Origin of the sequence: Gordonia spumicola, from assembly GCF_009932475.1 — a bacterium.
In the GTDB taxonomy this organism is placed as follows: Bacteria; Actinomycetota; Actinomycetes; order Mycobacteriales; family Mycobacteriaceae; genus Gordonia; species Gordonia spumicola.
In genome coordinates this window covers 1,438,521-1,463,651 of record NZ_BJOV01000005.1, presented here as the reverse complement: position 1 = coordinate 1,463,651, position 25,131 = coordinate 1,438,521, and the positions used below count along the sequence as shown (strand labels likewise).

Genomic DNA, 25,131 nt, shown 5'->3' with positions numbered 1-25,131 from the left:
CGAGTGATTAAAGTTTCCTGAGTTACGGCGCGCCTCCGTGTGATCGGCGGTCGATCGGCCCACGATGGCAGTCATGAGGATGCCTGCCCTGCTGTCACGGAACACCGAAGAGCTGCCCGGTCTGGTCGGCATCGCGCGAATCGACAAGAACACCAAACGTCTCCTGCAGCGCGTCGGGGAGGATGAGATCGCGGTCCTCGACGAGGTCGACCTCGATCGGGTGACGGCGGACGCGCTCATCGACGCGAAGGTCGCGGCCGTCGTCAACGTCGGCGAGTCGATCACCGGCCGCTACCCGAATCTCGGTCCAGAGGTGCTCGCCGCGTCGGGCGTCCCGCTGCTGGACAACGTGGGCGACGACATCTTCTCGCGGATCAAGGACGGCCAGAAGGTGCGTCTCAACGACGGTCGCGTGTACGTCGGCGACCGGGTCGTCGCCCGCGGTGAAGAACTCGACGAACGGATCGTCGCCGACCGCATGCTCGACGCGAAGACCGGACTCGTCGACCATCTCGAGGCCTTCTCGGGCAACACGATCGAGTTCATCCGAAGCGAGTCGCCGCTCCTGATCGACGGGGTCGGCATCCCCGAGGTGCGGTGCAAGCTGGAGGGACGTCACGTCGTGGTGGTCGCCGAGGGTGCGGGCCGCGCGGCCGACCTCAAAGCGCTCAAGCCGTTCATCAAGGAGTATCAGCCGATCATGGTCGGCGTCGGCACCGGCGCGGACACGCTGATGAAGGCCGGATACCGTCCGGCCATCGTCGTCGGCGACCCCGACGAGATCGACACCGACACCCTCAAATCGGGGGCCGAACTCGTCCTGCCCGCAGATCCGGACGGCCATGCTCCCGGTCTCGAACGGATCCAGGACCTCGGGGTCGGCGCGACGACGTTCCCCGCGGCCGGTTCGGCCGCAGACCTCGCGCTGCTCCTCGTCGACTTCCACGGCGCCGACCTCATCGTCACCGCCGGTCTCGGCGGCTCGCTGAACGACTTCTTCGACCGCGAACTCCGCGATCAGATCCCGTCCACGTTCCTGACCCGCCTCAAGGTGGGGCCGAAACTCGTCGACGCCAAGGCGGTCGCGACCCTGTACCGCAGTCGGGTGAGCGGTGCGGCGATCGCGATGCTCGTCCTCGCCGCACTCATCGCGATCATCGCGACCGTCGTCATCACACAGGGCGGCGCTGATGTCAGCGGCTGGATCGCCGACCGCTGGAACGCGTTCGTCGACTGGATCTCGGGAGTCTGGAACCAGTGATCACCATGCGTCAACACGCGATCTCGTTGATCGCGGTGTTCCTCGCGCTCGCGCTCGGACTGTTCCTCGGCTCCGGCTTCATCGGGGACCGGGTGAACGCGCTGACCGGCACCGACCGCGACAAGATCGGCAAGCTGCAGGACGAGCGCGACGACCTCTCCGCTCAGGTGAACGCGTCCGACAGCTTCACGTCGGCGATCGCGGGCCGTCTGACGAAGGATGTCCTGAAGGGGCAGTCGGTCCTGGTCGTCACGTCGCCGGACGCCGCGGACGGCGATGTGACCGCACTGAAGGGCATGCTCAACGACGCGGGCGCCGCGTTCGCCGGTCAGATCGCGTTGACCACGTCGTTCATCCGCGACGAGAACGCGTCCAAACTGCGGACCATCGTCGACCAGTCGATTCCGACGGGTGCGCAGTTGCGTGTCGAGTTCACCGACTCGGGTTCGCGCACCGGCGACCTGCTGGGGGTCTCCCTGCTGCATCGAGCGGGTCAGCGTCCGGCGTCCGACGCCGATCGCCGGACGGTCCTCGACACGCTGCGCGGCGGAGGGTTCATCGAGTACGCCGAGGGCACCGTGAAACCGGCGGACCTCGTCCTCGTCGTCACCGGCGGCGAGATGGGGCGCGACTCCGGTGCGCAGGGGCAGCTGGTGGGACGACTCGCGGCCACGATGGCGATGCGCGGACAAGGCGGAGCGCTCGTCGGTCGGACGGGATCGGCCGAAGGCGGTTCGCCGATCGGTGTCATCAGGTCCGATCCGGCGCTCGGCAATGCGATCTCGACCGTCGACAACGTCGACCGGGAGACGGGCCGACTGACGACGATCCTCGCGCTCGGCGAGGAACTGTCGGGGCGGTCCGGGGCGTTCGGAACCGGCCCGGGTGCGACGGCCATCACGGTCGGAGCCGAACCCGCCAAGTAGGCGCGGCGTGTCGCGTTGTTCCGCCGGAAATGCTGTTAGGCTGAAGTCCCGTAGGTCATCAGGTATTCGGCAGTCCTGATACACCCCGACGGGAGAATTCTTTGCGATCACTGCGTTCCGAGCGCGTAAGCCCCAAGCACATCTTCGTGACGGGCGGTGTCGCATCCTCGTTGGGCAAGGGACTCACCGCTTCGAGCCTCGGGCAGCTTCTCACCGCACGCGGCATGCGCGTCACCATGCAGAAGGTCGACCCGTACCTGAACGTCGACCCGGGCACCATGAACCCGTTCCAGCACGGTGAGGTGTTCGTCACCGAGGACGGCGGCGAGACCGACCTCGACATCGGCCACTACGAACGCTTCCTCGACCGCAACCTGTCGGGAACCGCCAACGTGACGACTGGCCAGGTGTACTCGACGGTCATCGCGAAGGAGCGTCGCGGCGAGTACCTCGGCGACACGGTGCAGGTGATCCCGCACATCACCGACGAACTCAAGGCGCGCATGCTCGCCATGCACGAGCCGGATTCGTCGGGGGAAGCTCCCGATGTGGTGATCACCGAGATCGGCGGCACGGTGGGCGACATCGAGTCGCTGCCGTTCATCGAGGCCGCCCGTCAGATCCGCCACGACCTCGGCCGCAACAACGTGTTCTTCCTCCACGTGTCGCTGGTGCCGTATCTCGCGCCGTCGGGTGAATTGAAGACGAAGCCGACGCAGCACTCCGTCGCCGCGCTCCGCAGCATCGGCATCCAGCCCGACGCACTGATCCTGCGTTGCGATCGGCCGGTGCCCGACGGGCTCAAGAAGAAGATCGCCCTGATGTGCGACGTCGACATTGACGGCTGCATCTCGACGCCCGACGCTCCGTCGATCTACGACATCCCGAAGGTGCTGCACTCCGAGCAGCTCGATGCGTACGTCGTCCGCCAACTCGGACTGCCGTTCCGCGACGTCGACTGGACCGTGTGGGGCGACCTGCTCGAACGAGTCCACAATCCGCGCGAGACCGTCACCGTTGCGCTCGTCGGCAAGTACATCGATCTGCCCGACGCCTACCTGTCGGTGACCGAGGCGATCCGCGCGGGCGGTTTCGCTCACCGTGCGCGGACCGAGATCAAGTGGGTGCCGTCCGACGACTGCGAGACGCCCGACGGCGCCAACACCGCGCTGCGCGACGTCGACGCGATCCTGGTCCCCGGTGGGTTCGGCATCCGCGGCATCGAAGGCAAGCTCGGCGCCATCAGCTATGCCCGCGAGAACAAGATCCCGCTGCTCGGCCTGTGCCTCGGACTGCAGTGTGTCGTCATCGAGGCGGCACGCTCGGCCGGGCTCGCGGACGCCAGCTCAACCGAGTTCGACCCGGAGACCCCGTCTCCGGTGATCGCGACGATGGCGGACCAGGAGGCGGCTGTCGCGGGCGACGCCGATCTCGGCGGAACCATGCGCCTGGGCGCGTACCCGGCCACGTTGATCCCCGGATCGCAGGTCGCGAAGTCGTACGGCTCCACCGAGGTGAGCGAGCGTCACCGTCACCGCTTCGAGGTCAACAACGACTACCGCGACAAGGTCGCCGAATCGGGTCTGGTGTTCTCCGGCACGTCTCCGGACGGTCGTCTCGTCGAGTTCGTCGAGTATCCGAAGGACGTCCACCCGTTCCTTGTCGCGACGCAGGCGCACCCTGAGCTCAAGAGCCGTCCGACCCGTCCGCACCCGCTGTTCAAGTCGCTGATCGACGCGGCGCTGCGCTACAAGCAGGCCACCCGGATCCCCGTCGAACTCGACGGCTATGACGCGCCGGACCGCGAGGACGACTCGGAGCAGGCCGCCGAGTGAGCACTCCGGGGTCGCACGAGTTCACGATCTCAGCGTCGGAGACCGTCTATTCGGGTGCGATCCTGGCGCTTCGGCTCGACGACGTCGACATGCCGGGTGGCCGCACCGCGCAGCGCGAAGTGGTGGAGCATCACGGCGCGGTGGCGGTCGTCGCCCGCGATGATCGGGGTCGCGTCGCGCTGATCAGGCAGTACCGTCATCCGGTTGGACGTCGGTTGCTGGAGATCCCGGCCGGTCTGCTGGACGGCGGCCCGGCCGAGGCTCCGCTCGACGCGGCCAAGCGGGAACTCGCCGAGGAGGCTGATCTCGCGGCTGCCCGGTGGCGGGTGCTCGTCGACCTCGACGTGTCGCCGGGTTTCACCGACGAGGCACTGCGCGTCTACCTGGCGGAGGGCCTGACGACTCTGCCGGTGGCCGAGCGCGAACACGAGGAGGCCGACCTCAGCCTGGAATGGCATTCGCTGGCCGCCGCGGTGGGGATGGCGTTGTCGGGGGAGATCGTCAACGCGACCGCGGTCGCGGGGCTCCTCGCATTGGCTGCGGCCGACGCGTCCGGGGTGGAACTCCGAGACGTCGACGCGCCGTGGCGTGATCGTCCCCGAGCATTCGAGACGCGCCGGAGTTCGTGATGACGGGCCGGTCGGCAATCGACGACGCGGTGACGGTCTACCTCGACCACCTCACCGTGGAGCGGGGAGCGGCGGCGAACACCATCGCGTCGTACCGCCGTGACCTGCGTCGATACCAACAGTTCCTGAACGGTCGGGGAATCACGGACCTCCGGGGCGTCCGCGAGGACACGGTGCGCGACTTCCTCGTCGTGCTGAGGCGAGGCGACCCGACCGCCGAGGTGGCTCCGCTCGCCGACAGCTCGGTGGCGCGGACCCTCATCGCGGCCCGCGGGTTCCACAAGTTCGCCGCGGCGGAGGGGCTCGTCGATGACGACGTCGCACACGCGGTGAGCCCACCGAAGGCTCCCCGCCGCCTCCCGAAGTCGTTACCGGTGGACGATGTCCTCGCCATCCTCGACGCGGCAGGCCCGTCGGACGGCCCTCGTTCGCTGCGTGATCGGGCGCTCCTCGAACTGCTGTACAGCTGCGGCGCGCGGATCTCGGAGGTCACGGCGCTCGACGTCGACGACATCGACGTCGAACACCGGGCGGTCGTCCTGCGTGGCAAGGGCGGCAAGGAGCGGATCGTCCCGGTGGGACGGCCCGCGCTCGCCGCCGTCGACGACTACCTGGTGCGGGGCCGACCGGCGCTCATCAAGAAGGGGACGCCCGCGCTGTTCCTCAACATCCGAGGCGGGCGGCTGTCGCGCCAGAGTGCTTGGCAGGTGCTCGTCGACGCCGCCGATCGTGCGGGCATCGACAAGGACGTCTCGCCGCACACGCTCCGGCACAGTTTCGCGACGCATCTCCTCGACGGCGGCGCCGATGTCCGTGTGGTCCAGGAACTCCTCGGCCACTCATCGGTGACGACGACCCAGGTCTACACCCTGGTCACCGTGACCACCATGCGCGAGGTGTACGCGACCGCTCATCCGCGGGCACGGTAAAACCCTCCACGTGTGATCCTCGACGTGGCATGGTGATGATGTGACTCTCCTATATCGGGCGATCTGGTCGGACAACTGCACCGATGTCGCACGTTTCGCTCGTGGCGCATTCGACAATTGGGTCGACTCGAAATGGAGTCTCGGTGCCGCAGGCTCCGACTCGAAATCGATCACAGAGACCCGCCGACGCGGGGATGAGTACTTCGACATCGAAGTCAGGCGAATCGCGGATCCTTCGATGGTCGATGGCGTCGGCAATATCTGGCGAGGCGATCTCATAGAGACGAGCCGCGTGAGCGGAGTTCGATGGCATGTGACGGTTCGGGTGTGGGAGGCGATCGAGGACGGTCACTTCACCTCGATCCTGTGGGTCGACAATGAGGTGGTTGGCGACGGACTTGATGTGACGAGGATTCCGGTGATGCCCCCGCGTATTGTCGGCGACTTGCTGAGTGGTGGTGCTGAACCCAAAGTCGGGTCGATACGTCTGTGGTCGACTGCCGAGTCTTTCGCCGGGACTGAAGTCGGGCGTGGTCTAGCGGACTACCTGACCGATCCGGAACGCACCGTTCCGTTTGTGGTCATTCACGACACTGAGGAGTCTCGCCGTGCAGCGATGCGTCGGTCCGGCGGATTTGACGCAGTGGTCCACAAGGCGGCTGGTGCATCGATGGGTTTGGCAAATGTCGTCGTCGTAGACGACGCGGCCGCGCGCGAACTCACGGATCGCCTTGGACGCCCACTCGGATTGTGGGGCGGAGCGATGCGCATCTACGGTGCGGTAGTCGACCTCGACGAACCGGGGGATTCGTATCGGCATCGGTACTTCACCGCAGATCGGTTCGCTTCGGGGCGGGTGGACCAATTGATCGGCAACAGGCTCGGACCGTTGTCGACGGTCCGACGTGCTCCCACGAGCTACACCTTTGTCCGCGAGAGGCTTCGCAGTCATGATGGCTCGGCGCTCGATGAGTTGATCGACGATGAGATCGATCGGTTGACGGCTGAAGTGTCCGCTTTGAAGGACGAACTGCAGCGCGAACGCGAATACGCCGAGGACAGTGCGTTAGAACTGGCCGAAGTGATGGAGAGCAATGCGCAGCATATCGACAGTCTCGAACGAGCGCGAGGGCATCTCAGTTCACTACGGGCGCAGCTGAAGGCCGCAGATACCTACATCGAGGCGACTGAGGATGCACCGCCACCGAGTGTCAGCAGCGTGCTCGATCTGGTCGACATGGTCCGGCTCTATTTCGAAGACACGGTCGTCCTACCGGACGGTGTGTGCCGCGATCTCGACCAAATCGATGCGACGACAAACGGTGTTGCGTGGGCGGGTACATCGTGGCGGGCGTTTCGGGCCCTCGACGCGTTTGTCCGAGACATTCGTCGAGGCTGGTCCGGGGGAGGGTTCTGGGAATGGTGCGCAAATTCGGGGAACCTGCGCGCATGGCCTGCAACATCGAAAAAGCTCGCGATGGTGGAGTCATCGCATGTGCAGACCTCGGACAAACTGTGGGCGTCCCGCCTCCTGCCCGTAGGCCGATCAGTTTCCTCGACCGGAAAGATTCACATGATGGCGCACCTGAAAATCGCGGAAGGCGGAGGCCCGATGGCTCCTCGGATCTACTTCCATATTGCGGGGACTGGCGAAGACACGACTGTGCACGTCGGGTTCTTCGGTCCGCACAAGTACATGCCGAACAAGAAGACAAACTGAACGGGTCGATCCCGTTCCGTCAGAACGGCGGTTCGGTGCCGTAGCACTCGAGTTCGGCCTTCCTCACTGCTTCGGCGGCCTGGACGCAGGCGACCGCGTATCGGCGACGGGACCGCAGTCGCATGCGGTAGGCGTGCTTCGCAGCGGTACGAGACTGGCCGCGCACGGGGGCGTCCGCGGGGTCGACGACGCCCGGCTCGACCGGCGCGCCGTGTCGGCAGGGGAGCAGTCCTAGTCCGGGCAGCAGCCAGTGGTTCCGCGCGCGGGCACGCACGGAGTGTCCGGACGGGGTGATCGTCTCGGTCCAGATGACGCCGTTCGCGTCCGTCACCTGCATGTCGAGCCATCCGTCGACGAACGTCTTGATCAGGTGGTGGAGGCGGCACTTCGGCCCGAGATTGCATGGACAGGTGGCGCCGCCGGCCTCGGGTCGGTGGTGGTTGAACTCGGTGACGTGGTCGAGGTCGGACGACCATGCCGCCCGGTCGCAGCCGGGGACCGTGCAGGTGCCGTGCACGGCCCGGGCTGCGGTGTCGGCCGCGGCGTTCGGCCGGTAGTCGGAGGGCCGTGCGGTGGCCGCGCTCATGTCGAGCGGCCGGATGAGCGTGCCGGGTCGGGCCGCGATGTCGCGGGCGTGGTGGGCGTCGATGACGCCGTATCCGTCGACCCACGCGGCCTTGTTCGACTCGCCGTCGAGCGTCGATGCATCGGCCACGACATGAACGACGATCCGCGAGAAGCGGTCGCCGATCTCGTCGGCAGACGTAGAGGCGGGGCATTCGGGATTCCCGCAGTCGCACGCGAATGCGCCGCCGGTCAGGCGCGCGATCGCGAGATCGGCACGACGTGCGCCGACCGACCGCGAGTCGTCTGCGCAGGTCTGCGCGGCGGCGTCGGCGCGGATGGCCTGGGCCGCGGCCAGAACCTGCTCGGGGTGAGCGGAGACCGTCAACGCTACGCCGTCCCCGTCCTGGGTGACATTCACGCCCTTGCCCCGGACGGCGCGGCGTTCGCGGACCGCGTCGGCGTCGTACTCGGCGACGAAGCGGCGGGCGGTGTCGCGACCGCTGCCGGTGGAGACGGCTCCACCGGCGCGCAGGTCGGTGGCGATCTCGGCATCGACGGCCGCCATGATCTCGGCGTCGGTGATCGCGGCGCATTCGAGGGCGATCGCGCGGAAGGTGGATAGGGAGATGACGCCGTCGCGCAAGGCTGCGGCGACGGCCGGAATGCGATCGCGCGCATCTGCGGCGAGGTCGACCATGTGTGCGCCTGCCTCTTTGCCGACGGCTACGAGTGCGGCGATCTCGGCTCCGAGGACGGTGGTGCAGTTGAGCAGCGCGGTGTCGTCGTCGGCGGCCGTGGCGTCGCGCCGGGCCGCGATCGCGCCGACGAGTGCGAGGCGACGGCCCGCGAGGGAGGCCTCCTCGGCCCAGAGCCTGCGGATCTCCGCCATGTCGTCGAAGTCGGCGTCCGACGCTGTGGAACTGGCAACGGTGTTCGTCATGATGGCCCTCCCCGGTCGAACATCGATCGAACTAATGTTCTAATCCTATCTCAACGGAATGAACTAGGCAATAGGTACCTAGAACATCAGTCCGATACGTAGGCGTCGGACAGTGGCTCGCCGACGGCCTCACGACTCGGCGGCCCCGGACGCACTAGGATTGCGGCGGGTACCAGTCGACACGCGAAGGAGCATCGGACAGGTGGATCAGAAAGCCGGCGCCAAGGCGACGCAGGGCCAGCTCGACGTTCCCGCCGACAAGCTCGGGCCGACAGGTCGGCCCTACCGCGACATCCCCGACCCACAGCCTCTGGACAAGCATGGTCCGGCGGTCATCATCGCGATGTGCAACCAGAAGGGCGGCGTCGGCAAGACCACGTCGACCATCAACCTCGGTGCGGCGCTTGCCGAGGCCGGGCGCCGAGTCCTGCTGGTCGACCTCGATCCGCAGGGTGCACTGTCGGCAGGTCTCGGAGTTCCGCATCACGAACTCGAGAAGACCGTTCACAATCTGCTCGTCCCGCCGTACTCGTCGACCGACGAGGTGCTCATGCGGACCAGGGTGGACGGCCTGGACCTCCTCCCGTCCAACATCGACCTGTCGGCGGCCGAGATCCAACTCGTCAGCGAGGTCGGTCGCGAACAGGCGCTCGCGCGCGCCCTGCACCCGGTGGCCGACCGCTACGACTACATCTTGATCGACTGCCAGCCGTCGCTCGGTCTGCTGACGGTCAATGCGTTGGCCTGCGCCGACAACGTCCTGATCCCGATGGAGTGCGAGTTCTTCAGCCTCCGGGGACTCGCGCTGCTCACGGACACGATCGACAAGGTGCACGACCGCCTGAATCCGCGCCTGGAGCTCGGCGGCATCGTCGTGACCATGTACGACCAGCGCACTCTTCACTCGCGCGATGTGATGCACCGTGTGGTCGAGGTGTTCGGCGACGCGGTGTTCGACACGGTGATCGCCCGCACGGTCCGATTCCCGGAGACCTCGGTGGCGGGTGAACCGATCACCTCGTGGGCTCCGAAGTCCACAGGGGCGGCGGCGTACCGCAGTCTTGCGCGAGAGGTGATCGCGCACAACGAAACCCGCGCGTGACCCAGGCCGGGGTCGTCGAGGCGCAGTCCGACGAGCCTGCCGACGACGGCAAGTTCACCGTCAAGCTGACCAACTTCACGGGGCCGTTCGACCTGCTGCTCAACCTCATCAGCCAGCACAGGCTGGACGTCACCGAGGTCGCGTTGCACGTCGTGACCGACGATTTCATCGCCTATACGAAGGCGCTCGGACCGGACTCCGATCTGGAGCAGACGACGGAGTTCCTGGTGATCGCGGCGACGCTCCTCGATCTGAAGGCTGCGAGGCTGCTGCCGTCCGGCGAGGTGGACGATCCCGAGGACCTCGCTCTTCTCGAGGCCCGCGATCTGCTGTTCGCCCGTCTGCTGCAGTATCGGGCGTTCAAACAGGTCGCCGCGCTCTTCGCGGAGCTGGAAGCGGCTGCGTTGCAACGGTATCCGCGTGCGGTGTCGTTGGAGGAACGATACGTCGACCTGCTTCCCGAGGTGAAGCTCGGCGTCGACGCGGCGCAGTTCGCGCAGATCGCCGCGGCGGCGATCGCGCCCAAGCCCATTCCGCGCGTCGGCCTCGATCATCTCCACGGTTCGCCGGTGTCCGTGCCCGAACAGGCCAAGCGCCTGTCGGAGCTGCTGGTGGCGGCGGACGGCGAGTGGCTCACCTTCGGCGACCTCGTCGCCGAGTGCGTCAACGGGCTCGAGGTCGTCGCCCGATTCCTCGGGCTTCTCGAGCTCTACCGGGAACGGGCGGTCCTGTTCGAACAGCCCGAGGCGTTGGGCGAGCTGCGCGTCAGCTGGACCGGCGACCGAGACACGGACGACATCGACATCGACACAACGGAGGACTACGGATGACCGAGAACACCGTCCCCCTGGAGGTCGACGACGGCGAGACCCTCGACGACGACGAACTCCGCGCCGCCCTCGAGGCGGTGCTGCTCGTCGTCGACTCGCCGGCGACCGTCGACGACCTCGCCAACGCCGTCCAGACACTGCCGCACCGCGTCCGCGGGATGCTCTCGAGAATGAGTCAGGAGTTGACGGCGGCCCGGAGCGGCATCGACCTGCGGTACGCGGGCGACGGCTGGCGGTTCTACACGCGGACCGAGTACGCGCCGTATGTCGAACGTCTCCTCCTGGACGGAACTCGGAGCAAGCTCACGCGTGCGGCGCTGGAGACGCTCGCCGTCGTGGCCTACCGGCAGCCCGTCACGAGGGCCCGCGTCAGCGCGATCCGCGGAGTCAACGTCGACGGCGTGATGCGGACCCTGGTTGCCCGGGGCCTCGTCAACGAGGTCGGCAACGATCCGCAGACCACCGGAACCCTGTACGCGACCAGCGAACTGTTCCTGGAGCGGCTCGGTCTGGCCTCGCTCACCGAGCTGCCCGACCTCGCGCCGCTGCTTCCCGACGTCGACGTCATCGAGGATCTCGGTGAGGAGCTTCTGGAGGATCCGCGATTCGCCAAACTGGGTGCTCGCGCGGCACAATCTGAGGTCGACGCGTCGGCGGAGGCCTTGAAACAGGCGGACGAGGAATAGCTCGAGCCCGCGCCGCGTCATACACAACTGCACACCAGCAATCGAAGGATTCACTCATGGCATCCGCTAGCCGAGACGGCAGACCGGGACGAGGCGAAGGCACGGGACGTTCCCGTGGCGGCGACTCGCGCGGCCAGAAGCCGACGGGTAAGAAGACCGGCGGCAAGTCCGCGTCGGGTCAGAGCAAGGGCGGCGCGGCCCAGGGCCGAGGCGGCCAGGGCACCCGCAAGGTTCACCGCAAGGGCTCACGGCCCAACGCGGAGACCGGCAAGATCCGGTACAACAATTCGCGTCCCGCACGTACGCAGAAGCCCGTCGTCGACGGCGACGGAGCCACGTACGTCGCCGACGGCATGCGCTTGCAGAAGGTGCTCGCGGCGGCCGGTGTCGCCTCGCGTCGTGGAGCCGAGGAGATGATCGCCGCGGGTCGTGTCGAGGTGGACGGCGAGATCGTGCTGGAGCAGGGGCTCCGCATCGACCCGAACACCGCGATCATCAAGGTCGACGGCGCGCGTGTCGTCATCGACGAGTCGAAGCAGTACCTCGCGCTCAACAAGCCGAAGGGCTGGCAGTCGACGATGAGCGACGATCACGGCCGCCCCTGCATCGGCGACATCGTCTCCGAGCGAGTCATGTCCGGACAGCGGCTGTTCCATGTCGGACGCCTCGACGCCGACACCGAGGGCCTGATCCTCCTCACCAACGACGGCGAACTCGCGCACCGCCTGATGCACCCGTCGTTCGAGGTCCCGAAGACGTACCTGGCGACCGTCCGCGGCGAGGTCGGTCGCGGTCTCGGCCGTCGTCTCCGCGAGGGCGTCGAACTCGAGGACGGTCCCGTCACGGTCGACTCCTACACTCAGATGGAGCTCTACCAGGGCGAATCGCTCGTCCGCCTGACGCTGCACGAGGGTCGCAAGCATGTCGTGCGCCGCATGATGGAGGCAGTCGGTCACCCGGTGATCCGCCTGGTCCGCACCGACATCGGCGCCGTCCACCTCGGAACTCAGCGTCCGGGCAGCCTCCGCGTGCTCGACAGCAAGGAGATCGGGGCACTCTACAAGGCGGTCGGCCTGTGATGCCGGTCGTCGCGATCGACGGGCCCGCAGGAACCGGGAAGTCGACGGTCGCCCGTCGTCTCGCGGACCGGGTCGGCGCGCACTACCTCGACACCGGGGCCATGTACCGGGCGGCGACGCTCGCGGTCCAGCGCGCCGGAGTCGCACCCGATTCCGACGACGTCGCGCCGGTCGTTGCGGCCGCCGAGATCCGGCTCGCTCCCGGTCCGGACGGCGCCACCGTCGTCACATTGAACGGCGACGACGTCTCCGCCGACATCCGCACCGACGCCGTGACCGGCGACGTGTCGGCCGTGTCGGCGAACGCGCGGGTCCGTGAACTTCTCGTCGAACTGCAACGCGCACATGCCGATTCGGCGCTGCTCGTGGTGGAGGGACGCGACATCGGCACCGTCGTCTTCCCGACGGCCGCCCTCAAGGTGTATCTCACGGCGACGCCCGAGGCCCGCGCCGAGCGCAGGCACCGGCAGAACATCTCGGCCGGACGCGAGAGCGTCCTCGACGAGGTGCTGGCGAGCGTCAACCGACGCGACCATCTGGACTCGACGCGGGAGGCGTCGCCGCTGCGTGCGGCGGACGACGCGGTCCTCGTCGACACCAGCGACATGACGTTGGAGCAGGTCCTCGACCGGCTCACCGAGCTCGTATCCGAGCGGATCGGAGAACTTCGATGACTGACGACTACACGGACGCCTTCGACGCCGCGGACACGGCGGGCGACGGCACCTGGACCAGCGAATCCGATTGGGAGCTGGGTGACTTCCTTAGCGAGAACGTCTTCAACGAGGCGCCCGCACTGCCCGTCGTCGCCGTCGTCGGACGCCCGAACGTCGGCAAGTCGACTCTGGTGAACCGCATCCTCGGTCGGCGTGAAGCGGTCGTCGAGGACGTTCCCGGCGTGACCAGGGACCGAGTCTCGTACCGCGCCGAGTGGACGGGCCACCCGTTCATGGTCACCGACACCGGCGGGTGGGAGCCCGACGCGAAGGGCATGGGTCAGTCGATCGCCGCTCAGGCCGAACTGGCGATGCGCACGGCCGATGTGATCGTGGTCGTCGTCGACGCCACCGTCGGGGCCACGTCGACGGACGAGGCCGTCGCGCGCGTGCTGCGCCGGTCGAAGGCTCCGGTGATCCTCGCCGCCAACAAGGTCGACAGCGAACGTGCCGAAGCCGATGCGGCGGTCCTCTGGTCGCTCGGTTTGGGGGAGCCACAGACCATCTCGGCGGCTCACGGACGTGGAACGGCGGAACTGCTCGATCTGATCCTGACGAAGTTGCCGGAGAAGCCGCGCGAACGGTTCGCTCCCGGCGGTCCGCGTCGCGTGGCGCTGGTCGGCAAGCCGAATGTCGGCAAGAGTTCGCTGCTCAACCGCCTCGCGGGCGAGGAACGGTCCGTCGTCGACAACGTCGCGGGCACCACCGTCGATCCGGTCGACGAGATGATCGAGCTGGACGGCAAGCCATGGCACTTCGTGGACACCGCCGGTCTGCGCCGCAAGGTGCACACCGCGAAGGGACACGAGTACTACGCGTCGCTGCGCACGCGCGCCGCCTTGGAGTCGGCGGAGGTCGCACTGCTGCTGATCGACGCGGGTCAGCCGATCACCGAACAGGATCTCCGCATCCTGTCGTTGATCGTCGAGACCGGCCGCGCGCTCGTCGTCGTCTTCAACAAGTGGGACCTCGTCGACGAGGACCGGCGCTATGAACTCGACAAGGAGATCGACCGTGAACTCGCCCGCGTGCCGTGGGCGCGGCGCGTGAACATCTCCGCGCAGACCGGCCGCAGCATTCAGAAGCTCGTGCCCGCTCTCGAAGGCGCGCTGGAGTCATGGGATCGGCGCGTCTCGACGGGTCGCCTGAACACGTGGCTCAAGGACGTCATCGCCGCGACGCCGCCCCCGGTGCGTGGAGGGCGTCAGCCGCGCGTGATGTTCGCGACGCAGGCCGCGACGCGGCCGCCGACGTTCGTGTTGTTCACGACGGGCTTCCTCGAGGCGGGCTACCGGCGGTTCATCGAGCGCCGTCTCCGCGAGGAGTTCGGCTTCGACGGTTCGCCCGTTCGGGTGAACGTCCGCGTGCGCGACAAGCGTGAGCAGCGGAAGAAGTAGCGCACGCGTCCGAGATCGGGGCTTCGGTTCGGCGTTCGGTAGGTGTGGACCTAGCATTGTCGGATGATCGTGAAGGTGCGCGACATCGCGCTGTGGGGGCCTTACATCGTCATCTCGCTGGTACACGTCGGCGCGCTGATCGTGCAGAGTCCGGTCACAGGTCCGACGAAGATTCTGTTGATGCCGCTCCTCGCGGTGCCGGTGGTCGGGGCGTGGCGGGAGATCCCGCTGCGCTCGGCCGTGGTCCTCGTGTCGGCAGTGGTCCTGTCGTGGTTCGGCGACGCCGCAGGCGTCGTCGTGCCCGACGGGCCCGTCCTCCCGCTGATGCTGGGGTTCTTCGGCGCGGCGCACATCGTCTACATCGTCCAGTTCACGCGTGGGCCGACCGAGCGGCGACTCCCGACGTGGGCGCTCGTGTACGTCGTGTGGTGGGCCGCGATGGTCGCCGTGATCGGTCCGCACGCCGGAGCCATGTTCATCGGTGTGGCCGTCTACGGGATCGTCCTCGCGGGCACCGCCGTGACTGCGTCCCGGTGCAATGACATCATCGCGTTCGGCGCGGCCTTCTTCCTGACCAGCGATTCGCTGCTCGCATTCATGTTGTTCCTGCCCGATGCGGCGCCCGGCTGGTTCGATCCGCTCGTCATGGCGACGTACACGATCGGTCAGGGGCTCATCGTCCTGGGTGTGCTTGAGGCCCTCCGACCAGGCGATTCGTCGTCCAGGTAGATGGTGGGCTAAGGTAAATCTCGCTTCCCGAGGGAAGTGCAGTAACGGGCTGTGGCGCAGCTTGGTAGCGCACCTGACTGGGGGTCAGGGGGTCGCAGGTTCAAGTCCTGTCAGCCCGACAGAGATAGCAGACGACAGCACCCTTCCGGGAGTTCCGGAATGGTGCTGTCGCATTCGCCGGTCGATCAGTCCAGCACGACGGCTGACAGTCGCCGGGCAACGAGGTCCTGAAGCCAGTCGGGATACTCGTGCGGTTGGGGATGCGCAGCGACAGACATCGTGCCCCGGGTCCCGTCACGTCTGGACACCGGCCCGCGCACCGAGACATACGTCTGGCCGCCGGGTGAGCTGATCTCCACACTCACCCGGTACGGGTGGACCCGTGTCCCCGTGCGCGTGTCGGTCATGATGTCGGCACCGGTGCCGATGTGGAAGTAGTCGTGACGGCAGACATCGGCAGGGCGGTGTCATCCGGATGTCGGACGCGGGTACCGTGATCGAAGTGCGGCGCCAGGACAAAGCTGACCGGATCGGTGTGATGCTCGACGAGCTGTACCCGACGCAACCGATCCCGCTCGATCACACCGATCCCTACACGTTGTTGGTGGCGGTGGCCTTGTCGGCGCAGACCACCGACAAGAAGGTCAACGAGGTGACCCCGGCGCTGTTCGCGGTGGCCGACACACCGGAGAAGATGGCGGCGCTCGGACCCGAGCGCATCCTCGAACTCATCCGGCAGATCGGCTTGGCTCCGACGAAGGCGCAGAACCTGTGGACGGCTGCGGGGCAGATCATCGCCGCAGGCGGGGAGATCGTCCCGGACTACGCGTTCCTCGAATCGCTTGCGGGCGTCGGCCACAAGACGGCGAGTGTCGTCATGTCGCAGGGCTTCGGCATTCCGGCGTTCGCGGTCGACACGCACATCCACCGCCTCGCCCGACGGTGGGGCCTGTCGGACGGGACGTCGGTCGAGAAGACCGAGCGCGACCTCAAGAAGGTCTTCCCCCGCGACGAGTGGAATCGGCGGCACCTGCAGATCATCTTCTTCGGCCGCGAGTACTGCCCGGCGTTGCGTCACGACTTCGCGCAGTGCCCGATCTGCTCGTGGGCGTCGACCAAGAAGCAGGCGCTCCTCGAGCGCACGCCGAAGCCCGCGCGGCGGCGCTGATGCGTGACGCCGACGAGTCCACGATCGTCCAACTGCTGCCAGCCGAACGGGCGAAGGCGTTCATCGACGCGGTCATCGCCATCGCGATGACGCTGCTGATCCTGCCGCTGATGGAGTCGGCCGCCGAACTCGACGACAACGACGGTGCAGGGGAGTGGTTCTCGAAACACCAGAGCCAGATCATCACCTTCGTGATCAGCTTCGTGATCATCGGGTCGTTCTGGTTCGGACACCACCGTGTGTTCGCGCACGTCGAACGGATGTCGCAGACCCTGTTGTGGTTGAGCCTCGGTTGGCTGCTCACCATCGTGTGGCTGCCCGTGCCGACGGCGTTGACCGGTCGAGCGGCGGACGGTTCGTCGGGCGTCGTCCTGATCTACATCGGCAGCATGCTCGCGGCGGGCGCGATGTGGTTGCTGATCCGCATCTACTTGGGGAACGCGCCGCGACTCCATGACCTCACCGGAGCGCAGGTGCGCGGCGGAGTCGGCGACGGGCTCGCGTCGGTGATCCTGTTCGCGGCCGCGGGAGTCCTCACCGCACTCGTCCCGAGCGTCGGCTACTACTCGCTGTTCGTCATGTTCTTGAGCGGCGCCGTACAGTGGGGCGTCGCACCGCTCTTGCGACGGTGGACGCCCGCCGACGGCACGGCGAATCAGTCCGCGGTGTCGGACGACACGTAGACCCACGCCCGACGACCCGACGCGAGGGCAGCCTCGACGCGGCGATAGTCGTCGACCTCGTAGTCGTCGGCCGCGGCCAGCTGATCGTCGGTCAGCGACAGGCGCGAACCCGCGATCACATCGGACGGCTCGCCCCGCCGCAGGATCGGATGCCTGTCCGAACCGCTCGCGGCGATCACCGCCGGATCCGCTATCCGCACCCAGTCGAGCCGGAAGCCGACCAGCGAGTCGTCGTCGGTCGGGACCGGACCACCGAACAGCGTCGCCTGGACGTCGGGCTGTCGGAGGGTCCCATACGAGAACAGGAGGTGTGTCACCGCGCGAGCATATCTAAGCTCGTCATGGTGAGGGAGTTCGCGCGCAACGACAGCATGGAGGCCCGGCGATCGTGCCAGGACAACGCCTGCTATCGGCCGCACACACACGACCGCTTCTCGGTCGGTCTCATCGACGACGGCACGTCGACGTTCCGTGGCGCGGCCGGGCGGACGGTGGTCCTCGAACCGGGAGACGTCATCGTCATCCCCGCAGACCAGGTGCACACGTGCAATCAGGTCGACGCGTCGTGGACGTATCAGATGCTCCACGCCGAGGGCGCCTGGATCGAATCGCTCACCGGGCGTGACGACTCGATCGAACACGGGGTGCGGGTGTTCCGCGACGACGGTCTGTACCGGGCATTCGACGACGTCATCGATCGACTCTTCGGGTCGGCCCCGGTGGACGACGCGATGCGCCGCGCCCTCACGATCTGTGCGGGCCTTGAGCCGTGGTACTCCGAAGCGGCACAACCCGATCCCGAACTCCTCGTCCGTCTCGAGCCGGTCCTCGACAGGCTGCGCGACGATCCGAGCAACCCGCGCCTCGAGGATGTCGCCGCGCTCGTCGGCATGGACCGCGACCAGCTGATCCGAGCGGTGAAACGGGCGACTGGAATGACGCCGATCGCGTGGCGGCACAATCGACGCGTGATCACCGCCCGCGAGATGCTCCGCGGCGGACATTCGGTGATCGACACCGCGCATGCTCTCGGCTACGCCGACCAGAGCCATTTTCATCGGGTGTTCCGGGCCCACGTCGCTGCGACGCCCGGCGGCTACCGTCGCTGACCGCGTGCGATTTCGTTCAAGACCGTCGCGGCGTCGACGTCCGAGACTGGAGGCATGACGACATCTGCGCCAGACCTCACCAGGGCCGCCGACAATCTCCGGGCCTGGGCGGTCGACGAACAACTCAAAGCACGGACGATGGCCGATCCAGTCCTCGCCGGCCTCGCGCACCGCGTCGCACGCCGGTACATCGCGGGCGAGACGATCGACGACGCGCTCGCCGTCGTCGCCGCGAACGCCGACCGCGGCCACCTCGGCAGTGTCGAGTGCGTCGGTGAGTCGGTCCGGGACGAGGCGACCGCATCGGCGCAGACGCAGATCTTCGTCGAACTGGCCGCGCGTCTGTCGCGGCCCGTGCCGCCGACGATCTCCTTCGACCTCTCGCACGTCGGTTCGCTGCTCTCACCGACACTCGCGCTCGAGAACGCGCGGCGCATCGCGGTGGCCGCACGTGAGTCCGGCTCCAGTCTCATGATCTCGGCGGAGGGCTCCGATCGAACCGACCTCGTGCTCGACCTCTGGGAGCGGCTGAACGACGACTTCCCGGACACCGGCGTCACGCTCCAAGCGCGTCTGCATCGCACGCCCGCCGACCTTCGGCGCGTCATGGAGCGGCCGGGACCCGTCCGAATCGTCAAGGGAGCGTTCGGAGAGCCGAAGGAGATCGCGTACCCGCGCGACAGCGAACCGATGTACGACGCGTACCTGAACGCGGTCGACGCGCTGGTCGCCGAGGGACGGCGGGTGAACCTCGCAACCCACGACGCATCGCTCGTCGAGCGGCTCCTGCCCAGAGTCGGTGAGGGTGCGGAGTTCGAGATGCTCCAGGGGCTCGGCGGCGATCTCCTCGACACCTTGCGCGCCGACGGCCGCGTCACCCGCGAGTACGTCGTGTTCGGTCGTGAGTGGTGGTTGTACGTCCTCAACCGCATCGCCGAACACCCGGGCCGGTTGGTCGCGGCGGTGGCGGATCTGACGGGCGGAGATCAGTCGAGGCAGTGGCGGAGGTAACCGTACGCCGCGGCGCGGTAGCCGCGAGTGTAGCTGGGGGCGTCGTCGTCGACGAGCGGCTCGGACTGCATCACCGTCGTCGCGTGATGACGGGCCCATGATGGCGGGAACGTCCGCAAGCGCACGTTGGCGTCGCCGAAACCCGCCTGGAACAGGTCGAGGTCGAAATCGTCGTCGACGTCCGCGTCGATTCGTGACGTCGTGGGCAGTCGGCGGACGACGCCGAACTCGGTCGTGATGTCGCCGCCCGGGACGCCGGGTGTGGAGTCGATCACCGCACAGACCTCCGTTCGGCGAGTGTCCGGTACAGGGTGGCACGCGATACGCCGAGGCTCTCGGCGATGGCCTGCACAGACTGCCCGTTGGCACGCATTCGCTGCGCGGAGGCGATCTGCCGGTCGTCGAGGGCACGCGGCCTGCCCACGCTCGCGGTCGCCGCATGCCGTCGAGCCGGCGACTGTTCGTCCAACACCGACAGCGAGGCCAGCACTCCGACGACCATCGATCCGGCCGGATCGGACGTGTCGACACCCTCCCGGAGAGACCGGAGCCCGATCGAGCGGTCGGTCAAGGCGCGGGCCCCGGTGAGCACCTCGGTCACGGTCCGGCCGAGTCTGTCGATCCCGACGACGACCGCCGTGTCGCCTGCGCGAGCGTAGTCGAGCAGGGCGAACCACCCGGGCCTGCCGTGCGCACCGGCCCCGTCGGTGTAGATCCGTGCGGGGTCGACGCCCGCTCCGGTGAGCGCGTCGATCTGCGACTCGAGGGAAGCGCCGCCCGTGCTGGTGCGCGCATAGCCGAGCAGCATCCCGCCACGTGCGGGAATGAGATTCATGTCGATGAGCGTAGCGCAACAATTCTCAAAACATGTCGGACGCGCCCGATGTTTCAAGAAGATGTCGCGCAAGATTCGGAGGTTAACTCCTTGTTCGAGTGGAGAACAGATTCAAAAAATTTGCGATCAATTCTCATTTTTATTTTGCGACAAGGATCAGGGATTCCGCGAGCGTCGGCCCGGAATCGACACGTCGATCATGAATTCTTCACGCCGAGCGGCAGGAAGCGCAGCATGGTGCGGCGGGCCTGGTAGGCGTCGCGTTCGACGAGCGCGCCGAGTTGGACGCCCTCGTACAGCGCGATCGCGAATCGCGCGGCCTCCAGGTCGTCCTCGGACGGCTGCGCGGCGGCGTCGCCGGTCGCGAAACGCGCGATGGTGGTCGCCAGTCGACTCCGGACCCGGGTGTCGTGCTCGACGAGCAGTCTGGCGGCGTCGGCGTTCCGGGCGGCGTAGATCGTGAACTCCGTGGAGATGAGAAACCAGCGGTGTTCGGCGTCGGGGTCGGCGACGGCCGCCCCGACCGCGGTCGAGACGGCGGTGTCGAAGTCGGGTGCGTTCTCGAACGCCGAGGCCACCGCGTCGAGCTGGGTCGCTGCGTGCTGTTCGAACAGGGCGAGGAACAGTGACTCCTTGCTGTCGAAGTTGGAGTAGAACGCCCCGCGTGACAGCCCGGCCCGCTCACAGATCTGGGCCATCGTCGCAGCGTGGAAACCTCTGTCCGCGAACACGTCCGCACCGGCTTCGAGAAACCGCGCGACAGTCCGCGCCCGTGTCTGCTCACCTTTCGCCATGCCGACTCCCCGATTCATTGACGTGTGACGTGTCGCATGTCACGATACTCATAACAAGAACCGATGTTCTAGTTATGGCCGGAACGGTCACTCGAGGAAAGAGGCAGACGTTGAGTCGGAACAGCACGGACATCGCGGGATTCACCCCCGATGCGATCATCGTCGGAGCGGGTCTCGCCGGCCTCGTCGCGGCGCACGAGCTCGCGCTCGCCGGCCGCAAGGTCCTCGTCCTCGACCAGGAGAACCGCAACAATCTCGGTGGACAGGCGTTCTGGAGCCTCGGCGGACTGTTCCTGATCAACTCGCCCGAGCAACGACGCCTCGGCATCAAGGACTCGGCCGAACTGGCCTGGCAGGACTGGAAGGGATCGGCGGGATTCGATCGACTCGGCCCCGGCGGCGAGGACGAATGGCCGGAGCGGTGGGCGCGCGCCTACCTCGACTTCGCCGAACACGAGAAGCGCGCCTATCTGAAGAACCTCGGTCTGGGCTTCACACCCGTCGTCGGGTGGGCCGAACGCGGCGGAACCGTCGCAGACGGTCACGGGAACTCGGTGCCGCGCTTCCACCTCACGTGGGGCACCGGACCCGAGGTCGTCCGAGTGTTCCGTGAGCCCGTCGAGAAGGCCGAGTCGCGCGGTCTCGTCCGCTTCGCGTTCCGCCACCGCGTGGACGATCTGATCGTGGAGGACGGGGCTGTCGTCGGAGTCCGCGGCGGCGTGCTGGAGGACACCGACGCCGAGCGCGGCGTCGCGACCGGCCGCGACGTGGTCGGCGAGTTCGAGTTCCGGGCGGCAGCGACGCTGGTGACGTCGGGCGGCATCGGCCACAACTTCGACCTCATGAAGCAGTACTGGCCCACCGAGCGTCTCGGCCCGTTCCCCGAGCACATCATCGCGGGCGTCCCCGCGCACGTGGACGGGCGGATGCTCGCCATCACCGAGAAGGCGGGCGGCCGCGTCGTCAACCGTGACCGCGTCTGGGCGTACACCGAGGGCATCCACAACTGGGACCCGATCTGGCCCGATCACGCCATCCGGATCATCCCGGGACCGTCGTCGATGTGGTTCGACGCGAACGGTGAACGGCTGCCCGCACCGAACTTCCCCGGCTGCGACACGAACGCGACGATGGCCGCGATCCTCAAGGGCGGGCACGACTATTCGTGGTTCGTGCTGACCGAGAGCATCATCGAGAAGGAGTTCGCGCTGTCGGGTTCCGAGCAGAACCCGGACATCACCGAGAAGGACCTCAAGCTGACGCTCGGGCGCATCAAGAGCAAGGGCGCGCCGGGTCCGGTGGAGGCGTTCAAACAGAAGGGCGTCGACTTCGTCGTCGCCGACACCCTGGACGAACTGGTGACGGGGATGAACAAGCTGTCGCGCGGCGGGACCGTGGACGCCGACCGGCTCCGCGAGCAGATCGTGGCGCGCGACCGCGAGGTGGCGAACAAGTACGGCAAGGACGCCCAGATGCACCTGATCCGCGGTGCGCGGAACTACCTGGGGGACAAGCTGGTCCGCGTGGCGCCGCCGCACCGACTGCTCGACCCCGACCACGGGCCGCTGATCGCGGTCCGCCTGAACATCTTGTCCCGCAAGACGCTCGGCGGACTCAACACCGACCTCCAGTCGCGGGTGCTCGGCGACGACGGGGCGCCGATCCCCGGGCTGTACGCGGCGGGCGAGGTCGCGGGCTTCGGCGGCGGCGGCGTCCACGGGTACAACGCGCTGGAAGGCACGTTCCTCGGCGGCTGCATCTTCTCCGGTCGATCCGCGGGTCGGGCCGCGGCGCGCGCGACGGGGGTCACCGCATGACGCGCACGGCGCTGGTCACGGGGGCGTCGTCGGGCATCGGGCTCGAGGTCGCGCGGCTGCTGGCCGCCCGCGGCTACCGGGTCCTCGGCACATCGCGCGATCCGGCGTCGATCCCGGCCGACAAGAGGCTGACGGGCGTCGAGTACGTCGCCCTCGACCTCGCCGACCGGGACTCGATCGCGGCGTGCGCGGCCGAGGTCGGTGACATCGACATCGTCGTCCACAATGCGGGGGAGAGCCAGTCGGGCGCTCTGGAGGAACTGCCCGCCGACGCCGTCGACCGACTGTTCCAGACCAATGTGTTCGGCGCGGTCCAGCTGACGCAGAAGCTGCTGCCCGGCATGCGGGCCCGGGGCTACGGCCGTGTGATCACCGTCGGATCGATGCTCGCGAGCTTCCCGCTGGCCTTCCGCGGATCGTATGTCGCGGCGAAGGCGGCGCTGAAGGGCTTCGCGGCATCGGCGCGTCAAGAGCTGTCGCCGTTCGGCGTGTGGGTGGCTCACGTCGAGCCGGGGTCGATCGCGACCGGCATCGGTGAACGTCGCACCAAGTACACGGCGGACGACTCGCCGTACAAGGCGGACGTCGACATGATGATCACGCACCTCGACGCGAACGAGCGCGGCGGCATCCCGCCCGCGAAGGTCGCCGAGGTGATCGTGAAGGCGATCGAGGCCGATCCGCCGCGCGAGTTCTACGCGGTCGGATCGAATGCGCCGATCGTCTTCCTGCTCAAGCGACTCATGCCCGCGGGGATCGTGTCCTCGGTGATCGCCCGCAAGCACGGCCTCAAGCGCTGATCAGGTCCGCGGCCCGCTCACCGATCACCATCGACGGCGCGTGAGTGTGGCCGCGGATGATCGTCGGCATCACCGACGCGTCCGCGACGCGCAGGCCGTCGACTCCGCGCACCCGCAGCTCAGGGTCGACGACGCTGCCCGAGTCCGAACCCATCCGGCACGTCCCCGTCGGGTGATAGAGGGTGTGCGAGTTCTGCTCCAACGCGATCGCCAGGGTCTCGTCGACGGTCGACGCCGCGCGGCGGGGGCGAGCGAGATCGCCGATCACGCCGCGCATCGGATCGGTGTGCAGGATGGTGTGCGTCGCTCGCAGCCCGGCGAGCATCGCGGCCCGGTCGACCCCGTCGGGGTCCGAGAGGTACTTCGGGTCGACGAGCACCCTGGCCGTCGGATCGCCCGATGTCAGTGTGACGGTGCCGCGACTGCGCGGTGCGACGAGGATCGGACCGGCGACCACTCCGTGTCCGTCGGGTTCGCCGATGCCCTCGTCGTAGAACGGGGCAGGCGCGAAGATCAGTTCGAGATCGGGCGACTCGAGCTCCGCACGGGACCGGATGAAGCCATAGGCCTCCGCGACGTTCGACGTCAGCATGCCGCGCCGCCGGACGAGGTAGTCGATCAGTTGCAGAGGCTTCTCGGCGTCGAACAGGCTGCCCGAGGCCACCCGGTACCCGACAGGGCAGACGAGATGGTCGGAGAGGTTCGCCCCCACTTCGGGGGAGTCGACGACCACGTCCACTCCGTGCGCGCGCAGGTGTTCGGCGGCGCCGACGCCCGACAGCATCAGCAGCTGCGGGGTGTTGATCGCACCGCCGGACAGGATCACTTCGCGCGACGCGCGGACCGTCTGCACGCGGCCGCCGTGGTCGACTTCGACGCCGACGGCCCGAGCGCCGTCGAGCACCACCTTGCGGGCGAGGGCTCCGGTGACGACGGTGAGGTTCGGCAGCTTCCGGGCCGAATCGAGGTAGGCCTCCGATGTGCTCCATCGGGCGCCGCGATGCTGGTTGACCATCGTCTCGGTGAAGCCGTCGGGCGACGCGGTGTTCGCCTGCTCACGTCGGTACCCGGCCTTCTCGACGGCGGCGAGGAACTGTGCGGTCGCGTCTCGGGGGCTCCGCTGACGCGACACGTGCAGCGGGCCGCCGCGACCGTGATCGGGATGCGACGAGCCCTCGACGTCCTCGATCCGCTTGAAGTACTCCAGGACGCTGTCGTAGCCCCAACCGTCGCCCGCGGCTCGTGCCCACGCGTCGTAGTCGGCGCGGAAACCCCGCACCCACATCATCGCGTTCATCGACGACGACCCGCCGACGAGCTTGCCGCGTGGAAAGTAGATGCTGCGTCCGCCCAGGCCGGGTTGGTCCGCGGTCTGGTAGTTCCAGTCCATCTCCGTCTTGAACAGCTTCGAGAACGCCGCCGGGATCGCCGCGAACTTGTCCTTCTTCTCCGGCCCGGCTTCGAGCAGGACCACCGATCGGCCCTTCTCGGCGAGCCGAGCCGCGACCACGGCGCCCGAGGAGCCCGCGCCTACCACGATGTACTCGGCCTGAGTGGGGATCGTCATC

The 25,131-nt window shown here is 67.6% G+C and carries 25 protein-coding genes and 1 tRNA gene; 20 read left to right on the top strand and 6 right to left on the bottom strand.

From position 1 onward, the window contains the following. Positions 1–79 precede the first annotated feature (79 nt). The 6 genes from steA to GYB83_RS18020 all read left to right on the top strand — a co-directional run bounded on the left by steA (position 80) and on the right by GYB83_RS18020 (position 7,300). The gene (gene steA / locus GYB83_RS18045; protein WP_186349868.1) at positions 80–1,261 is read left to right on the top strand and encodes a putative cytokinetic ring protein SteA; all 1,182 of its coding nucleotides are present in this window, start codon (positions 80–82) and stop codon (positions 1,259–1,261) included. After that, a complete protein-coding gene (locus tag GYB83_RS18040) occupies positions 1,258–2,187 on the top strand; it encodes a copper transporter (RefSeq protein WP_161896723.1) in 930 nt (309 codons plus the stop codon). Before steA ends, GYB83_RS18040 begins: the two co-directional genes overlap by 4 nt. A 101-nt stretch (positions 2,188–2,288) precedes the next feature. Continuing rightward, the gene (gene pyrG / locus GYB83_RS18035) at positions 2,289–4,022 is read left to right on the top strand and encodes a CTP synthase (protein ID WP_161896722.1); all 1,734 of its coding nucleotides are present in this window, start codon (positions 2,289–2,291) and stop codon (positions 4,020–4,022) included. After that, positions 4,019–4,651, top strand: a complete 633-nt coding sequence (locus tag GYB83_RS18030; protein WP_161896721.1) for an NUDIX domain-containing protein — start codon at positions 4,019–4,021, stop codon at positions 4,649–4,651. Before pyrG ends, GYB83_RS18030 begins: the two co-directional genes overlap by 4 nt. Beyond that, the gene (gene xerD / locus GYB83_RS18025) at positions 4,651–5,580 is read left to right on the top strand and encodes a site-specific tyrosine recombinase XerD (RefSeq protein WP_161896720.1); all 930 of its coding nucleotides are present in this window, start codon (positions 4,651–4,653) and stop codon (positions 5,578–5,580) included. The genes GYB83_RS18030 and xerD overlap by 1 nt, the downstream gene beginning before the upstream one ends. A 40-nt stretch (positions 5,581–5,620) precedes the next feature. After that, entirely contained in the window at positions 5,621–7,300 is a 1,680-nt protein-coding gene (locus GYB83_RS18020) for a hypothetical protein (RefSeq protein WP_161896719.1), read from the top strand. A gap of 19 nt (positions 7,301–7,319) precedes the next feature. Here GYB83_RS18020 and GYB83_RS18015 read toward each other — a convergent pair whose 3' ends face one another. Then, a complete protein-coding gene (locus tag GYB83_RS18015; RefSeq protein ID WP_161896718.1) occupies positions 7,320–8,807 on the bottom strand; it encodes a DUF222 domain-containing protein in 1,488 nt (495 codons plus the stop codon). 202 nt (positions 8,808–9,009) lie between these two features. Between GYB83_RS18015 and GYB83_RS18010 the strand changes: the two genes are divergently transcribed. The 10 genes from GYB83_RS18010 to GYB83_RS17965 all read left to right on the top strand — a co-directional run bounded on the left by GYB83_RS18010 (position 9,010) and on the right by GYB83_RS17965 (position 17,197). Then, a complete protein-coding gene (locus GYB83_RS18010) occupies positions 9,010–9,909 on the top strand; it encodes a ParA family protein (protein WP_186349803.1) in 900 nt (299 codons plus the stop codon). Further along, the gene (locus GYB83_RS18005) at positions 9,906–10,739 is read left to right on the top strand and encodes a segregation and condensation protein A (RefSeq protein WP_186349802.1); all 834 of its coding nucleotides are present in this window, start codon (positions 9,906–9,908) and stop codon (positions 10,737–10,739) included. The genes GYB83_RS18010 and GYB83_RS18005 overlap by 4 nt, the downstream gene beginning before the upstream one ends. Continuing rightward, positions 10,736–11,425 carry an SMC-Scp complex subunit ScpB gene (gene scpB / locus GYB83_RS18000; protein ID WP_161896716.1) on the top strand — a complete coding sequence of 230 codons (690 nt, stop codon included), beginning with the start codon at positions 10,736–10,738 and terminating at the stop codon, positions 11,423–11,425. Before GYB83_RS18005 ends, scpB begins: the two co-directional genes overlap by 4 nt. 56 nt (positions 11,426–11,481) lie before the next feature. Next, entirely contained in the window at positions 11,482–12,504 is a 1,023-nt protein-coding gene (locus GYB83_RS17995; RefSeq protein ID WP_161896715.1) for a pseudouridine synthase, read from the top strand. Next, positions 12,504–13,178, top strand: coding sequence for a (d)CMP kinase (cmk, locus tag GYB83_RS17990; RefSeq protein WP_161896714.1), 675 nt, complete (start codon positions 12,504–12,506; stop codon positions 13,176–13,178). Before GYB83_RS17995 ends, cmk begins: the two co-directional genes overlap by 1 nt. Continuing rightward, positions 13,175–14,617, top strand: coding sequence for a ribosome biogenesis GTPase Der (der, locus tag GYB83_RS17985; RefSeq protein ID WP_161896713.1), 1,443 nt, complete (start codon positions 13,175–13,177; stop codon positions 14,615–14,617). The genes cmk and der overlap by 4 nt, the downstream gene beginning before the upstream one ends. Before the next feature lie 63 nt (positions 14,618–14,680). Further along, positions 14,681–15,346 carry a lysoplasmalogenase family protein gene (locus GYB83_RS17980; protein WP_161896712.1) on the top strand — a complete coding sequence of 222 codons (666 nt, stop codon included), beginning with the start codon at positions 14,681–14,683 and terminating at the stop codon, positions 15,344–15,346. 45 nt (positions 15,347–15,391) lie between these two features. Further along, positions 15,392–15,465: transfer RNA gene (locus tag GYB83_RS17975), tRNA-Pro, on the top strand. Positions 15,466–15,848: 383 nt separating this feature from the next. Then, positions 15,849–16,514, top strand: coding sequence for an endonuclease III domain-containing protein (locus GYB83_RS17970; RefSeq protein WP_161896711.1), 666 nt, complete (start codon positions 15,849–15,851; stop codon positions 16,512–16,514). Then, a complete protein-coding gene (locus GYB83_RS17965) occupies positions 16,436–17,197 on the top strand; it encodes a TMEM175 family protein (protein WP_161896710.1) in 762 nt (253 codons plus the stop codon). The genes GYB83_RS17970 and GYB83_RS17965 overlap by 79 nt, the downstream gene beginning before the upstream one ends. Here GYB83_RS17965 and GYB83_RS17960 read toward each other — a convergent pair. Beyond that, complete coding sequence (locus GYB83_RS17960; RefSeq protein WP_161896709.1) at positions 17,170–17,514, bottom strand: gamma-glutamylcyclotransferase family protein; 345 nt, start codon at positions 17,512–17,514, stop codon at positions 17,170–17,172. The two genes, GYB83_RS17965 and GYB83_RS17960, sit on opposite strands and share 28 nt — an antisense overlap. Positions 17,515–17,538: 24 nt before the next feature. Between GYB83_RS17960 and GYB83_RS17955 the strand changes: the two genes are divergently transcribed. Both GYB83_RS17955 and GYB83_RS17950 read left to right on the top strand, forming a co-directional pair. Beyond that, positions 17,539–18,306, top strand: a complete 768-nt coding sequence (locus GYB83_RS17955; protein WP_228461598.1) for a helix-turn-helix transcriptional regulator — start codon at positions 17,539–17,541, stop codon at positions 18,304–18,306. A 54-nt stretch (positions 18,307–18,360) separates the two neighbouring features. Beyond that, a complete protein-coding gene (locus GYB83_RS17950) occupies positions 18,361–19,317 on the top strand; it encodes a proline dehydrogenase family protein (RefSeq protein WP_161896708.1) in 957 nt (318 codons plus the stop codon). Here the strand turns inward: GYB83_RS17950 and GYB83_RS17945 are convergent. The 3 genes from GYB83_RS17945 to GYB83_RS17935 form a co-directional block, all read right to left on the bottom strand. Next, the gene (locus tag GYB83_RS17945; protein ID WP_308469666.1) at positions 19,293–19,592 is read right to left on the bottom strand and encodes a hypothetical protein; all 300 of its coding nucleotides are present in this window, start codon (positions 19,590–19,592) and stop codon (positions 19,293–19,295) included. The two genes, GYB83_RS17950 and GYB83_RS17945, sit on opposite strands and share 25 nt — an antisense overlap. Further along, entirely contained in the window at positions 19,589–20,125 is a 537-nt protein-coding gene (locus tag GYB83_RS17940) for a recombinase family protein (RefSeq protein WP_161897575.1), read from the bottom strand. The genes GYB83_RS17945 and GYB83_RS17940 overlap by 4 nt, the downstream gene beginning before the upstream one ends. A gap of 224 nt (positions 20,126–20,349) precedes the next feature. Next, complete coding sequence (locus GYB83_RS17935) at positions 20,350–20,946, bottom strand: TetR/AcrR family transcriptional regulator (protein WP_161896707.1); 597 nt, start codon at positions 20,944–20,946, stop codon at positions 20,350–20,352. Positions 20,947–21,056: 110 nt separating this feature from the next. Here GYB83_RS17935 and GYB83_RS17930 point away from each other — a divergent pair, with 110 nt between their 5' ends. Both GYB83_RS17930 and GYB83_RS17925 read left to right on the top strand, forming a co-directional pair. Continuing rightward, positions 21,057–22,763, top strand: coding sequence for an FAD-binding dehydrogenase (locus GYB83_RS17930; RefSeq protein WP_161896706.1), 1,707 nt, complete (start codon positions 21,057–21,059; stop codon positions 22,761–22,763). After that, positions 22,760–23,563, top strand: a complete 804-nt coding sequence (locus GYB83_RS17925; RefSeq protein WP_161896705.1) for an SDR family oxidoreductase — start codon at positions 22,760–22,762, stop codon at positions 23,561–23,563. Before GYB83_RS17930 ends, GYB83_RS17925 begins: the two co-directional genes overlap by 4 nt. Here GYB83_RS17925 and GYB83_RS17920 read toward each other — a convergent pair. Further along, positions 23,553–25,130 carry a GMC family oxidoreductase gene (locus tag GYB83_RS17920; RefSeq protein ID WP_161896704.1) on the bottom strand — a complete coding sequence of 526 codons (1,578 nt, stop codon included), beginning with the start codon at positions 25,128–25,130 and terminating at the stop codon, positions 23,553–23,555. The genes GYB83_RS17925 and GYB83_RS17920 overlap by 11 nt on opposite strands. Position 25,131 lies beyond the last annotated feature (1 nt).

Coding starts and splice junctions, on each gene's coding strand:
- steA (WP_186349868.1), top strand. CDS start 80: ATGCCTGCCCTGCTGTCACGGAACACCGAAGAGCTGCCCGGTCTGGTC.
- xerD (WP_161896720.1), top strand. CDS start 4,651: ATGACGGGCCGGTCGGCAATCGACGACGCGGTGACGGTCTACCTCGAC.
- GYB83_RS18015 (WP_161896718.1), bottom strand. CDS start 8,807: ATGACGAACACCGTTGCCAGTTCCACAGCGTCGGACGCCGACTTCGAC.
- scpB (WP_161896716.1), top strand. CDS start 10,736: ATGACCGAGAACACCGTCCCCCTGGAGGTCGACGACGGCGAGACCCTC.
- GYB83_RS17995 (WP_161896715.1), top strand. CDS start 11,482: ATGGCATCCGCTAGCCGAGACGGCAGACCGGGACGAGGCGAAGGCACG.
- cmk (WP_161896714.1), top strand. CDS start 12,504: ATGCCGGTCGTCGCGATCGACGGGCCCGCAGGAACCGGGAAGTCGACG.
- der (WP_161896713.1), top strand. CDS start 13,175: ATGACTGACGACTACACGGACGCCTTCGACGCCGCGGACACGGCGGGC.
- GYB83_RS17980 (WP_161896712.1), top strand. CDS start 14,681: ATGATCGTGAAGGTGCGCGACATCGCGCTGTGGGGGCCTTACATCGTC.
- GYB83_RS17955 (WP_228461598.1), top strand. CDS start 17,539: ATGGTGAGGGAGTTCGCGCGCAACGACAGCATGGAGGCCCGGCGATCG.
- GYB83_RS17950 (WP_161896708.1), top strand. CDS start 18,361: ATGACGACATCTGCGCCAGACCTCACCAGGGCCGCCGACAATCTCCGG.
- GYB83_RS17940 (WP_161897575.1), bottom strand. CDS start 20,125: ATGCTGCTCGGCTATGCGCGCACCAGCACGGGCGGCGCTTCCCTCGAG.
- GYB83_RS17935 (WP_161896707.1), bottom strand. CDS start 20,946: ATGGCGAAAGGTGAGCAGACACGGGCGCGGACTGTCGCGCGGTTTCTC.
- GYB83_RS17925 (WP_161896705.1), top strand. CDS start 22,760: ATGACGCGCACGGCGCTGGTCACGGGGGCGTCGTCGGGCATCGGGCTC.
- GYB83_RS17920 (WP_161896704.1), bottom strand. CDS start 25,130: ATGACGATCCCCACTCAGGCCGAGTACATCGTGGTAGGCGCGGGCTCC.